Annotated in this window: 12 protein-coding genes; 3 read left to right on the top strand and 9 right to left on the bottom strand. The window is 55.8% G+C overall.

The window, feature by feature from the left end; translation table 11 throughout:
- Positions 1 to 2: 2 nt before the first annotated feature.
- Genes ACLHV9_RS04480 through ACLHV9_RS04465 form a run of 4 tightly spaced genes read right to left on the bottom strand, consistent with a single transcriptional unit; the run spans position 3 to position 4003 of the window.
- Positions 3 to 641, bottom strand: a complete 639-nt coding sequence (locus ACLHV9_RS04480; RefSeq protein ID WP_008500256.1) for an NADH:ubiquinone reductase (Na(+)-transporting) subunit D — start codon at positions 639 to 641, stop codon at positions 3 to 5.
- Positions 634 to 1428 carry a Na(+)-translocating NADH-quinone reductase subunit C gene (locus ACLHV9_RS04475; protein ID WP_049007187.1) on the bottom strand — a complete coding sequence of 265 codons (795 nt, stop codon included), beginning with the start codon at positions 1426 to 1428 and terminating at the stop codon, positions 634 to 636. The genes ACLHV9_RS04480 and ACLHV9_RS04475 overlap by 8 nt, the downstream gene beginning before the upstream one ends.
- The gene (locus ACLHV9_RS04470) at positions 1421 to 2656 is read right to left on the bottom strand and encodes an NADH:ubiquinone reductase (Na(+)-transporting) subunit B (protein WP_129323778.1); all 1236 of its coding nucleotides are present in this window, start codon (positions 2654 to 2656) and stop codon (positions 1421 to 1423) included. The genes ACLHV9_RS04475 and ACLHV9_RS04470 overlap by 8 nt, the downstream gene beginning before the upstream one ends.
- Before the next feature lie 3 nt (positions 2657 to 2659).
- A complete protein-coding gene (locus tag ACLHV9_RS04465) occupies positions 2660 to 4003 on the bottom strand; it encodes a Na(+)-translocating NADH-quinone reductase subunit A (protein ID WP_028017725.1) in 1344 nt (447 codons plus the stop codon).
- Between the two features lie 298 nt (positions 4004 to 4301).
- On the opposite strand from ACLHV9_RS04465, the gene dpaA reads away from it, so the two are divergent.
- The gene (gene dpaA, locus ACLHV9_RS04460; protein ID WP_028017726.1) at positions 4302 to 5042 is read left to right on the top strand and encodes a peptidoglycan meso-diaminopimelic acid protein amidase; all 741 of its coding nucleotides are present in this window, start codon (positions 4302 to 4304) and stop codon (positions 5040 to 5042) included.
- On the opposite strand, the gene ACLHV9_RS04455 is transcribed toward dpaA, so the two are convergent.
- Positions 5013 to 5780, bottom strand: a complete 768-nt coding sequence (locus ACLHV9_RS04455; protein WP_407220198.1) for a class II glutamine amidotransferase — start codon at positions 5778 to 5780, stop codon at positions 5013 to 5015. The two genes, dpaA and ACLHV9_RS04455, sit on opposite strands and share 30 nt — an antisense overlap.
- Before the next feature lie 46 nt (positions 5781 to 5826).
- Positions 5827 to 6405, bottom strand: coding sequence for a D-sedoheptulose 7-phosphate isomerase (lpcA, locus tag ACLHV9_RS04450; protein WP_028017728.1), 579 nt, complete (start codon positions 6403 to 6405; stop codon positions 5827 to 5829).
- 239 nt (positions 6406 to 6644) lie between these two features.
- Between lpcA and fadE the strand changes: the two genes are divergently transcribed.
- A complete protein-coding gene (gene fadE, locus ACLHV9_RS04445) occupies positions 6645 to 9089 on the top strand; it encodes an acyl-CoA dehydrogenase FadE (protein WP_028017729.1) in 2445 nt (814 codons plus the stop codon).
- Between the two features lie 108 nt (positions 9090 to 9197).
- A complete protein-coding gene (locus ACLHV9_RS04440; RefSeq protein ID WP_407220197.1) occupies positions 9198 to 9968 on the top strand; it encodes an amidohydrolase in 771 nt (256 codons plus the stop codon).
- Positions 9969 to 10019: 51 nt separating this feature from the next.
- On the opposite strand, the gene ACLHV9_RS04435 is transcribed toward ACLHV9_RS04440, so the two are convergent.
- The 3 genes from ACLHV9_RS04435 to ACLHV9_RS04425 are packed head-to-tail and all read right to left on the bottom strand — an operon-like array spanning position 10020 to position 13450.
- On the bottom strand, positions 10020 to 11621 hold the full coding sequence (locus ACLHV9_RS04435) for a gamma-glutamyltransferase family protein (RefSeq protein ID WP_407221166.1): 1602 nt from the start codon (positions 11619 to 11621) through the stop codon (positions 10020 to 10022).
- Positions 11622 to 11630: 9 nt separating this feature from the next.
- Positions 11631 to 12506 carry an ABC transporter permease gene (locus tag ACLHV9_RS04430; protein ID WP_134707172.1) on the bottom strand — a complete coding sequence of 292 codons (876 nt, stop codon included), beginning with the start codon at positions 12504 to 12506 and terminating at the stop codon, positions 11631 to 11633.
- 2 nt (positions 12507 to 12508) lie between these two features.
- Positions 12509 to 13450 (bottom strand): ABC transporter permease, encoded by a 942-nt coding sequence (locus ACLHV9_RS04425; RefSeq protein WP_028017733.1) that lies wholly within the window; start codon positions 13448 to 13450, stop codon positions 12509 to 12511.
- Positions 13451 to 13465: the final 15 nt, after the last annotated feature.

The following is a 13465-nucleotide window of genomic DNA, read 5'->3' as shown; positions in this document are numbered from 1 at the left end:
GGTTACTCCTTTTCCTGCTGTTCTGGTCTCAAAGTACGAATCAGCCAGATCAGCAAACCGATAATGAAAAATGCGCTAGGAGCCAGCAGGAACAGGCCGTTTGGCAGATACCAGCCGCCGTTCTGCACCGTGTCCAGCACCGTGATGCCAAACAGCTTGCCGCTGCCAATCAGCTCTCGCAGGAACCCCACGGTCAGCAGGATCACACCGTAGCCGAGGCCGTTACCTATACCGTCCATAAAGCTCGCCAGCGGCGGCATTTTCATAGCGTAGGCTTCCGCACGCCCCATCACGATACAGTTGGTGATAATCAGGCCGACAAACACCGACAGCTGTTTGGAGGTTTCATAGGCGAAGGCGCGCAATAGCTGATCGACCACGATCACCAGCGAGGCGATGATCGCCATCTGCACAATGATCCTCACGCTGTTGGGAATGTGGTGACGGATCATGGAGATAAACATGCTGGAAAACGCGGTAACCAGCGTGACTGCCAACGTCATCACTACCGCTGTTTCCAGCTTGGTCGTCACCGCCAGAGCTGAACAGACACCCAGTACCTGCAGCGTGATCGGGTTATTGGCGAGCAACGGGCCAATGAGCACCTTTTTGACTTCTTTCAGTTCACCGGTATCAGCCATTGTTCAGCGCTCCTTCACGTACGTTTTTCAGGAAAGGACCAAAGCCCAGCTCGCCCATCCAGAAATCAAAACTGTGCTGCACACCTTTTGAGGTGAGCGTGGCACCGGAGAGCCCGTCGACGGCGTAGTCGTCACCGGGACGAGCAGCCCCTTTCATTACCTTCAGCGCAGGCAGACCGTTATCGTCGAGCACTTTCTTGCCGACAAACTGTGCCCGCCAGTTAGGGTTCTCCACTTCACCGCCGAGCCCCGGCGTTTCGCCCTGGTCATAGTACGTAATGCCTTTCACAGTGCGACCATCCGTATCAAGCGCCACAAAGGCGTACATCATCGACCACAGACCGTTGCCGTAGATAGGCACTACCACTTCCTGCACCCGTTTTTGTTCATCGCGCACGAGATAGATTTCGGCAAGATTACTGCGACGCTTGATGCCAGCCGGATCCTGTGAGGCGTCCAGCGTCAGGCTCATCTGCGGGTCTTTTAATGCCAGCGACTGGTTGTATTTCGCCGGATCTTTATCCAGCAGTTGCCCGGTTTTTAAATCCACCAGACGCGCGGTAATACGCTCAGAAAAGACTGCAGAGACGTCGTCGGCATTCATACCTTCCTGCATCAGCCCGGCAACAGCCAGGATATTGCGCTGTTTATCCAGCGCGCGCTGCTCCTGCTGTCGCGGCTTTAACCCCACGGCAGAACCGGCCACCACAATGGAACAGACAAGGCAGAGCACCAGCACCACCAGCAGCGTTTTGCTGATGCTGTCGTTATTTTTAACTTCAGCCACGCGCCTTCCTCCGCTGAATATTGGCACGCACCACCAGATAATCGAAAAGTGGCGCAAACAGGTTGGCAAACAGAATGGCCAACATCATCCCTTCCGGATACGCCGGGTTGACCACACGAATCAGGACACACATCGCACCAATGAGCACGCCATAGCTCCATTTACCTTTATCGGTAAACGAGGCAGAGACGGGATCGGTCGCCATAAACATCATGCCGAATGCGAAGCCCCCCAACACCAGATGCCAGTACCACGGCATGGAGAACATCGGATTGGTAGTCGAACCGATCACATTGAACATCGTGGCGGTCAGCACCATGCCGATCATCACACCGGCAACAATCCGCCAGGAGGCCACGCGACCGAAAAGAATGATCGCACCACCCAGCAAAATCATCAGCGTAGAGACTTCCCCAATGGAGCCCGGTATGTTGCCAATAAAGGCATCAAACCAGGTAACAGGCTGGCCTGTCGCGTTGTTAACCAGCGTTTCGCCCCCGTGTGCCGCCCACTGAGAAAGAGGTGTCGCACCGGAGAAACCATCCGCCGCTGTCCATACCAGATCGCCTGAGATTTGCGCAGGATAGGCAAAGAACAGGAACGCACGTCCCGCCAGCGCAGGGTTGAGGAAGTTACGCCCGGTCCCGCCGAAGATCTCTTTCGCAATCACCACACCAAAGCTAATCCCCAGCGCAGCCTGCCAGAGCGGTAATGTTGGCGGAACAATCAGGGCAAAAAGAATGGAAGTAACAAAGAAGCCTTCGTTGATCTCATGTTTACGGATGATGGCAAACAGCACTTCCCAGAAGCCACCCACGATAAATACCGTGATGTAGATCGGCAGGAAGAACACCGCCCCCAGCGTCATCATGCTGACCCAGCCCGCATCTGACGCAAAGCTCACGCCCAATGACTGCGCCAGACGGTAGTGCCAGTCAGACTGGATCACCTGCGCCAGCTGCTGAGCATCGTACAGATGATGCAGTGCAGGAATGGTCTGCAGCCCCACGTTGTACATGCCCCAGAACATGGCCGGGAAGACCGCAAACCACACCAGAATCATCATTCGCTTCAGATCGATGGCATCGCGAACGTGTGCCGCGCCTTTCGTCACCAGGCCTGGCGTGTAAAAAATGGTGGTCGTCGCTTCATACAGCGGGTAATACTTTTTGAGCTTCCCTTCGGTAAAGTGCGGCTCAATTTTTTCAAAGAGGTGTTTTAAGCCCATCGGTTATCCTTCCTGCTCAATGCGGGTTAACACCTCGCGCAATACGGGTCCGTATTCGTATTTTCCCGGACAAACATAGGTACAAAGCGCCAGATCTTCTTCGTCCAGCTCCAGGCAACCCAATGCCTGAGCGCTGTCGGTATCGCCGGCGAGCAGATCGCGCAGCAGCATGGTCGGCAGAATATCCAGCGGCATGACGCGCTCGTAGTTGCCAATGGGTACCATCGCGCGCTCTCCGCCATGCGTGCTGGTCGAGAAGTTAAAGAGTTTATGGCGCAGGAAATGGCCCAGCGTGGTCCGGGTGACGGAGTATTTTTCCGCACCGGGCAGAACCCAGCCAAACAGCTCTTTCTCGCGCCCTTCCTGCACAATGCTGACCTGCAAATGGAAACGTCCCAGATAAGCGTGCGCATTCACGGCATGGCGTCCACTGAGAACCGAGCCGGAGATCAGGCGATTTTCGCCCTCTTTTATTTCACCCACCAGCAGTTCATTAATGTCAGCGCCCAGCAGCGTTTTCACCAGACGCGGGTTGGCCGCTTGCGGCCCGCCGATGGCGATTACCCGTTCAGCCCTGAGTTCACCCGTGGTAAACAGCGTACCGATGGCAATAACATCCTGATAATTCAGGTGCCAGACCTGTTTCGTCAGGCTCACGGGTTCAAGAAAGTGAATATGCGTCCCGACCAGACCTGCGGGATGAGGGCCTGCAAACTCATTAAATGTCACCTGCCCCTGCGGGTGCCCACCGAGCTTACCGCCACCAGCCTGACAGACGTGGACCTTTCCTGAGGTCAGGCGGGTTAAAATAGTCAGCCCGGCATCAAAGGCTTTTCGCTGAGACAGAATAACCGGTTGCGGGTCTGCGCTGAGCGGGTTGGTGTCGATTGCCGTAACAAAAATAGCGGCCGGTTCCGTACCCGGAACAGGTGATTTGCTAAAAGGACGCGTGCGAAGCGCGGTCCATAAACCAGACGCCAGAAGCTGAGCCTGAACCGCGTCACGGCTCAGCGATGCGAGGTCTGCGGCGTCATAATGCGCAAATTCACACTGCTCATCGCCTTCAATACGGATAACCACCGACTGCAGAACGCGGCGTTCGCCGCGGTTGATCGCGACAACAGTGCCGCTTGCGGGTGCCGTGAACATGACGCCGGGATTTTTTTTGTCCTCAAAGAGCGCCTGCCCTTTAATCACGCGATCGCCCTCCTGCACCAGCATAGAAGGACGCATTCCCAGATAATCATCACCTAAAATGGCAACATGACGGACACTTGCGCCTGACGAGACGAGCTGCTCAGGCACGCCTGCAATCGGCAAATTAAGTCCTTTTTTTATTTTAAACATGTGGTTAGCAGGTTTCCATAAACAACAATCCAGTGGACGCGGAGTGTACCATTTTCACCTTCTGACGGGCAGGTAATCCGCCGTCGGGGGCGCCAAATTGCGAGCTATTGCGCAAAGTTCCTGGCGCAAACGCGATTGTGATGGTTTATAAAGTAAAACTAATTTGTAAACTCACCGCCCGGCTCTTGCGAAAATCTCTGGCGGTGCTAATGTGAGCGCTCCTAACAGAATAATCTGATTTTGGGTCTCTTTTGCCGTCCTGGCAAGTTGGTCATGGTTTTATCAAGGAACTAGTAGTATGCGTAAAATCGCATTGTTCATTGCGATGCTTCTGATTCCGTGCATGTCGTTTGCCGGGCTGCTCAGCAGTAATAGCTCAACGACGCCGATCAGCAAAGAATATAAACAGCAGTTAATGGGATCGCCGGTTTATATTCAGATCTTCAAGGAAGAGCGCACTCTCGATCTGTTTGTAAAAATGGGCGAGACTTATCAGCTGCTTGATAGCTACAAAATTTGTAACTACTCCGGCGGGCTGGGGCCAAAACAGCGTCAGGGCGATTTCAAAAGTCCGGAAGGGTTTTACAGCGTTCAGCGTAACCAGCTCAAACCTGACAGCCGCTTCTATAAAGCCATTAACATCGGCTTCCCGAATGCCTATGACCGTGCTCACGGTTATGAAGGTAAATACCTGATGATCCACGGTGCCTGCGTGTCTATCGGCTGTTATGCGATGACCGATTCCGGCATTGATGAGATTTTCCAGTTCGTGACGGGCGCGCTGGTCTTTGGGCAACCTAACGTTCAGGTCAGCATCTATCCGTTCCGCATGACCGATGCCAACATGGCACGCCACAAGTACTCTTACTACGCGGATTTCTGGAAACAGCTGAAACCTGGTTACGACTACTTTGAGCAGACCCACAAGCCACCAGTGGTCTCTATCGTAGATGGCCGTTACGTGGTCAGCAAACCGCTGAGCCACGAAGTCGTCCATCCACAACTGGCGTCAAATTACACGGTCCCCGAGACAAAATAGCACCCACTCGCCTGGCATAATCTTTTGCCAGGTTTCGTTGCCCGTCAGCGGTTGCGTAGCAATGACAGTGACCACATCGTTCGGTGTGGTCTCCTTCTGAAAATCAATCTCCACATCCTGATCGAGCAAGGTCGCAACGCCAAACGGTGCACGACGGGTGATCCAGAACAGATTTGTCGAGCAGAACGCCATCACATAGCGCCCGTCAGAGAGCAGCATGTTAAACACGCCTTTTTCGCGTAGCTCCGACGCCAGCTTCGCGATGTATTTAAACACGGCGGCCATGTTACCAGGCGTGCGGGGATAGCGCTCCGTCAGCTTGTGCAGTAACCAGCAGAAGGCTTTTTCACTGTCGGTTTCGCCAACCGGGCGGAAATTGCCCGTCTCCAGTGATTTATAACCCGTGAGTTGCCCATTGTGTGCATAGGTCCAGTTACGGCCCCACAGTTCACGGGTAAACGGATGGGTATTTTCCAGCGCCACTTCGCCACGGTTTGCCTGGCGGATGTGGGCAATCACCGAACAGGATTTAATGGGATAGTCCTGCACCAGTTTAGCGATCGGTGAGTTAAAGCTGGGTTGTGGATCTTTGAACGTGCGACACCCTTTGCCTTCGTAGAAAGTGATGCCCCAGCCGTCTTTATGCGGCCCGGTTCCTCCACCACGCTGAACCAGCCCGGTGAAACTAAAGCAGATATCGGTTGGCACATTGGCGCTCATCCCGAGCAATTCGCACATACATCACCTCCACAACAGCGGGGGCAATTCAGCCCCCAGCGAAGTCTTACTTAACCATCTCTTTTTCGATCAGCTGGATCAGGATATGGATCACTTTGATGTGAATTTCCTGAATGCGGTCAGCATAACCGAAGTGCGGAACGCGAATTTCAATATCCGCCGTACCCGCCATTTTACCGCCATCTTTACCGGTCAGGGTGATGACTTTCATCCCTTTTTCGCGCGCGGCAGCAATCGCTTTGATCACGTTACCGGAGTTACCAGAGGTAGAGATACCCAGCAGCACGTCGCCTTCACGTCCGACCGCTTCAACATAGCGGGAGAAGACGTAGTCGTAGCCAAAATCGTTGCTCACGCAGGAGATATGGCTCACATCAGAGATCGCAATCGCCGGGTAACCCGGACGGTTTTCGCGATAACGCCCGGTCAACTCTTCTGCGAAGTGCATGGCGTCGCAGTGGGAACCGCCGTTACCGCAAGAGAGCACTTTGCCCCCGGCTTTGAAACTGTCGGCCAGCAGGACCGCCGCGCGCTGAATAGCGTGAATATTGGCATCATCTTTCAGAAAGTTAGCCAGCGTTTCCGCCGCTTCGTTCAGTTCGTTACGAATAAGATCCTGGTACATGAGGATAATCCTTCAGTATTGATGAAATAACACAGTGGAGTGTACCGGATAGCGGGAAAAGCGAGAAGCTAAAGCCATACGAATCGCCCGGCGTTTTGATTTTTTGTGCCGGCTAAAACACGAACAATGTGAACCAGGTTGTAATTATTTTGTAAACATATTGCTAAAAGAATTCACATCAACTACAACCATATCATCACAAGTGGTCAGACCTCCTACAAGCAAGGGAGCTTTTCTTTATGATGATTTTGAGCATTCTCGCAACCGTTGTTCTGCTCGGTGTGTTGTTCTATCACCGTGTAAGTTTATTCCTGAGCAGCCTGATTCTTCTGGCCTGGACGGCTGCGCTTGGCGTCGCAGGTCTCTGGAATATCTGGCTTTTAGTCCCACTCGCTATCATTCTTCTGCCGTTTAACTTTGCCCCGATGCGTAAATCCATGATTTCTGCCCCGGTGTTCAAAGGTTTCCGCAAAGTGATGCCGCCAATGTCACGTACTGAAAAAGAAGCGATTGATGCGGGCACCACCTGGTGGGAAGGCGACCTGTTCCAGGGTAACCCGGACTGGAAAAAGCTGCATAACTACCCACAGCCACGTCTGACTGCTGAAGAACAGGCCTTTATTGACGGCCCTGTGGAAGAAGCGTGCCGTATGGCAAATGATTTCGCCATCACCCATGAAATGGCCGATCTGCCGCCAGAACTGTGGGCGTACCTGAAAGAACATCGCTTCTTCGCGATGATCATCAAGAAAGAGTACGGTGGTCTGGAATTCTCCGCTTACGCTCAGGCCCGTGTCCTGCAAAAACTGGCTGGCGTCTCTGGGATCCTGGCCATCACTGTCGGCGTACCTAACTCCTTAGGCCCGGGCGAACTGCTGCAACATTACGGTACGGAAGAGCAGAAAGATCACTACCTGCCGCGCCTGGCACGCGGTCTGGAAATCCCTTGCTTCGCGCTGACCAGCCCGGAAGCGGGCTCCGATGCGGGTGCGATCCCGGATACTGGCGTGGTTTGCATGGGTGAATGGCAGGGTGAGCAGGTGCTCGGGATGCGCCTGACCTGGAACAAGCGCTACATCACTCTGGCACCTATCGCCACCGTGCTCGGTCTGGCGTTTAAACTCTCTGACCCGCAGAAACTGCTGGGTGGAGAAGAAGACCTGGGTATTACCTGTGCGCTGATCCCAACTTCTACCCCGGGCGTTGAAATTGGTCGTCGTCACTTCCCGCTGAACGTACCGTTCCAGAACGGTCCAACGCGTGGTCAGGATATCTTTGTACCGATTGATTACATCATCGGTGGCCCGAAAATGGCCGGTCAGGGCTGGCGCATGCTGGTGGAATGTCTGTCTGTAGGTCGCGGTATTACCCTGCCGTCAAACTCCACTGGTGGTCTGAAATCTGTGGCGATGGGGATTGGTGCGTACGCTCACATCCGCCGTCAGTTCAAAATCTCCATCGGCAAGATGGAAGGTATTGAAGAACCGCTGGCACGTATCGCGGGTAACGCCTACGTAATGGATGCCGCAGCTTCCCTGATTACCTACGGCATTATGCTGGGCGAGAAACCAGCTGTACTGTCCGCAATCGTGAAGTACCACTGTACTCACCGTGCGCAGCAGTCGATCATTGACGCGATGGATATCGCGGGCGGTAAAGGCATTATGCTCGGCGAAGGTAACTTCCTCGCCCGTGGTTATCAGGGCGCGCCTATCGCAATCACCGTTGAAGGGGCGAATATTCTGACCCGCAGCATGATGATCTTCGGTCAGGGCGCCATTCGCTGCCATCCATACGTGCTGGAAGAGATGGCCGCTGCGCAGAACAACGACGTAGATGCTTTCGATAAGCTGCTGTTCAAACATATTGGTCATGTGGGTAGCAATAAGATGCGCAGCTTCTGGCTCGGTCTGACGAATGGCCGTACCAGCGCTACGCCAACCGGTGATGCGACGAAACGTTACTATCAACAGCTGAACCGTCTGAGCGCCAACCTGGCTCTGCTGTCTGACGTTTCTATGGCAGTGCTGGGCGGTAGCCTGAAGCGTCGCGAACGTATCTCAGCACGTCTGGGAGATGTGCTGAGTCAGGTGTTCCTGGCCTCTGCGGTCCTGAAACGCTACGACGATGAAGGTCGTCAGGAAGCGGATCTGCCGCTGGTCCACTGGGGCGTACAGGATGCGATGTATCAGGCAGAACAGGCCATTGACGATCTGCTGGCGAACTTCCCGAACCGTTTTGTGGCCGGAGCCCTGCGCGTGGTGATCTTCCCGACCGGTCGTCATCACCAGGCACCATCCGACAAGCTGGATCACAAAGTAGCGAAGATCCTGCAGGTTCCGAGCGCAACCCGTTCACGTATCGGTCGTGGTCAGTATCTGGCTCCAACCCCGCATAACCCGGTGGGTCTGCTGGAAGAGGCGCTGCTGGACGTGATGGCTGCCGATCCGATTCATCAGAAGATCTGCAAACAGCTGGGCAAAAACCTGCCGTTTACCCGTCTGGACGAACTGGCAAAACAGGCCCTGGCGGGCGGTATCATCGATAAGGATGAAGCTGCAATCCTGGTGAAAGCTGAAGAGAGCCGTCTGCGCAGTATCAACGTGGATGATTTCGAACCGGATGAGCTGGCGACGCAGCCGGTAAAGCTACCGGAGAAACACCGCAAATCTGAAGCTGCATAAGGCGTTTCGCTTGCACAAACCCCGCCATGCGCGGGGTTTTTTATTGCCACATTTTCTCGTTATGTCGTGCTACAGTGTCAAAAAGTGGTCGTTTGAGGAGTCTGAATTGTGCCTGGTCTGAAGATTTCGATTTTGCAGCAACCGTTAGTGTGGATGGATGGCCCCGCCAACCTGCGTCACTTTGATCGTCAACTGGAAGGTATTACCGGGCGTGATGTGATTGTCCTGCCGGAGATGTTCACCACCGGCTTCGCGATGGAAGCGGCTAAACAGTCGATGCCGCAGGAAGAGGTGGTCGCCTGGATGCATGCCAAAGCGCAGCAGACCAACGCGCTGATCGCGGGCAGCGCCGCTCTGCAAACCGAGCGCGAGCCGGTGAACCGCTTCCTGCTGGTTGAACCAGAAGGGAAAGTGCATTTTTACGACAAACGCCACCTGTTCCGTATGGCGGATGAACATCATCACTATGAAGCCGGAAACGAGCGCGTGGTGTTCGAATGGCGAGGCTGGCGAATTCTGCCGCTGGTCTGCTATGACCTGCGCTTCCCGGTGTGGTCACGCAACCGCAACGATTACGACGTAGCACTGTATGTCGCCAACTGGCCTGCGCCACGCTCCCTCCACTGGCAGTCGCTGCTGGTGGCGCGCGCGATTGAGAACCAGGCATACGTGGTGGGCTGTAACCGCGTGGGGACTGACGGCAACGGGCATCACTATCGTGGCGACAGCCGGGTGGTGAACCCGCAGGGCGAGATCATTGCCACCGCCGAGCCACATCAGGCGACGCGCATTGATGCCGAGCTGTCGCTGACGGCACTGAAGGAGTATCGGGAGAAGTTTCCGGCGTGGCAGGATGCGGATCCGTTTAGTATTGGGTGAAATTTTCCTCTCACCACCGCCCTCTCCCATTGGGAGAGGGCGGATAAAACATTAACTCACTAATGCCTGCCCGTCTTTGCGGCTTTCCGTCGCGGCAACGTAATGCCCTTCCGGCAGACGGTAAATCACCTGCGCACCGCCAAAGTTGTAATCCTGAAGCGGATCTTCTACCACGATCTGATGCCCGCGTTCGCGTAGCGCCGCAATCGTGTTGCGATCGAACGTCGACTCAACGATCACCTCTCTCCCCTGCACCACGCGCCAGCGCGGCGCGTCGATAGCTGCCTGCGGGTTTTGTCCGTGCAGCATAATGCGCAGCGCCATCTGCATGTGCCCCTGCGCCTGCATTGGCCCGCCCATCACGCCGAATGACATCAGCGGTTTTCCCTTACCGTCCATCGCAAAGCCAGGAATGATGGTGTGGAACGGACGCTTGCCGCCCGCCAGCGCGTTCGGGTGATTCGGATCCAGCGAAAAACCACAGCCGCGATTTTGCAGGCTGATCCCCGTGTCAGGCACCACAATCCCGGAGCCAAAGCCCATATAGTTAGACTGAATAAACGAAACCATCATGCCGTTGGCATCCGCTGTGCTGATGTAGACCGTCCCGCTTTGCGTCGGCGAACCATAGACGAAATCAGAGGCGTTATTCTGATCGATAAGCGCTGCACGCGATTTGAGATAGCTATCGCTCAGCAGCGCTTTGGCAGCGAACTCCATGTGCTCTTCATCCGCCACGTAGCGATCAAGATCGGCCAGCGCCAGTTTCATTGCTTCAATAGACAAGTGCAGCGCCTGAACGGAATCCGGGTGGTGTTTTTCGATACCGCACTGCTCCAGAATGCCGAGCGCAATCAGCGTGGCGATCCCCTGCCCGTTTGGCGGCAACTCCTGCACCGAACCGCCCGCAAAATCACGTGACAACAGTTCAACCCAGTCTACACGATGGTTTGCCAGATCGTCGGCGGTAAGATGTGCGCCATGTTCTTTGGCAAAGCCAGCAATTTTCTGCGCCAGCTCGCCGCGATAAAACGCTTCGCCGTTGGTTTTGGCAATCAGCTCCAGCGAGTTTGCCTGCGCCGGGTTACGGAATATTGCGCCAATACGCGGGGCGCGTCCCTCAGGGGCAAAACACGCACTAAAGCCCGGCTGGTCTTTCAGCTTGTTGTAGCCCCGTTGCCACAGATGACCAATCAGCGGAGAGACCGGAAAACCGTTGCGCGCGTAATCAATCGCAGGCTGTGCCAGGGTGGTCAGCGGCAGCGTGCCAAAGCGTTCCGCCAGTGCGACCCAGCCGGATACCGCGCCCGGTACCGTCACCGCATCCCAGCCAATTTCCGGCACTGCGGTTTTGCCAGCAAACAGATCGGCATGCCAGCTGGCAGGTGAGCGGCCCGATGCATTAAGGCCGTGGAGCTTTTCCCCATCCCAGACAATGGCAAAGGCATCGCTACCAATACCATTCCCGGTGGGCTCGACCACCGTCAGCGCCATCGCCGTAGCAACGGCCGCGTCGACGGCATTACCGCCCAGTTGTAACATGCGCATCCCCGCCTGTGCCGCCAGCGGCTGCGAGGTAGCAACGGCGTTATGCCCCATCATCGGTGGGCGTCGTGAATCATAACCGGATGTGAAATCAAGCGCTTTGGTCATCATGACTCCTTAGTCGTGGCGCGGATCGAGCGCATCGCGCAGCCCGTCGCCGAGTAAATTAAAGCCCTGCACGGCAAGGAAAATCGCCACGCCGGGGAAAACGGACATCCACGGAGCCTGCTCCAGGAAACCTTTCGCGGTATTGAGCATCGAGCCCCAGGACGGATTTGGCGGCTGCTGTCCCAGCCCCAAAAACGAGAGGCTGGCTTCGGCGATAATCGCCGAGGCAATCGCCAGCGTGGCCTGCACCAGGATCGGTGACATTACATTCGGCAGGATGTATTTGATGATGATCCAGCGGTCCGGCAGGCCAATCGCCCGCGCACCGTCGATGTACTCTTCGTTGCGGATGGCGATCACCTGCCCGCGCGTCAGGCGGGCGAAGATCGGCATCGCCGAAAGACCGATGGCGATCATGGCGTTGGTCAGGCTCGGGCCCAAAAACGCCCCCAGCGCGATCGCCATAATCAGGAACGGACAGGCCAGTAGCGCCTCGATAACGCGCGAGATCACCCCATCCCACATCTTCTGGAAGTAACCCGCCACCAGCCCCAGCGGAACGCCGATGACAACGGCAATCACCACCGACATACAGCCTGCCATCAGCGAGGTGCGTGCTCCCCAGATAATGCGGGATAAAATGTCGCGCCCCAGCTCGTCGGTGCCGAACCAGTACATCGCCGACGGTGCTTTGCGCACCGCCAGGAAGTTGGCTTTGACCGGGTCGAACGGCGCAATCCACGGTGCCAGCAGCGCGAGCAATACAAAGAAGCCCACAATCACCGCACCAATTACTGCGCTTTTATTGGCGAGGAATTTCTTCAGCACCCGGTTCTGAGCGCGCGGCAGTGCAGGCACAACGGTTTGAGTCGTCAGTTCCGCCATGGTTAACCTCGCATTTTCGGGTTGATAAGAACGTAGAGCACGTCGGCCAGCAGGTTGAGCATCAGGAAGCCAATCGCCACGATCAGCACCACACCCTGCACCACCGCGTAGTCACGGTTAAATACCGAGTCGACAATCATCTTACCGAAGCCCGGAATAGTGAAGACCTGCTCGGTCAGCACCGCGCCGCCCAGCAGCTCGCCGAACAGCAGCGTGGTGAGGGTAATTACCGGCACCAGCGCGTTGCGAAACGCGTGCTTAAGGATCACCGCCTTAGGCAGCAGCCCCTTAGCCCGTGCAGTACGGATGTAATCTGCTTTCAGGACCGCAATCATCGAGGCGCGGGTGTGGCGCATCAGCGTCGCCGCCAGGCCGGTTCCGAGCACGGACGCGGGCAGCAGCAGCGTGCGCAGGTTCTGGAGCGGATCTTCACTGAACGGTACGTAGCCAGACGCGGGTAGCCACTGCAGGTTTACCGAGAAGACCAGAATCAGCAGGATCCCCAGCCAGAAGTGCGGTATTGAGATCCCCGAGATCGCCACAAAGTTCGCCCCATGATCGACCCAGCTGTTTTTGTTCACCGCCGCAAGGATCCCCATGCTGATGCCAAACACCAGCGCGATAATCATCGCCAGTAGCGACAACTCCAGCGTCACCGGCAACTTGCTGGCAATCAGCTGCGTCACCGGCTCGTGCGTGCGTAAGGAGACGCCCAGATCGCCCTGCAGCGCACGCGTCAGCCAGTTAAAATACTGCACGGGGATTGGCGCATCGAGGTTCAGCTCCGCACGCAGCTGGGCGATGACTGCCGGGTCGCGCTCCTCGCCGGCCATGGCAATCAACGGGTCGCCGGGCAGCAGCTTTTGTAGCCCGAAGACCATCATGCTCACCAGCAGCAGGGTTGGTATAGCCAGCAGCAGACGTTTGCAAATCAGTTCCAGCATGGGTTCTCCTCAGGA

Source organism: Enterobacter sp. CPE_E890 (assembly GCF_046521475.1).
Taxonomy (GTDB): Bacteria; Pseudomonadota; Gammaproteobacteria; order Enterobacterales; family Enterobacteriaceae; genus Enterobacter; species Enterobacter adelaidei.
This window is presented reverse-complemented; position numbering and strand designations above follow the sequence as displayed.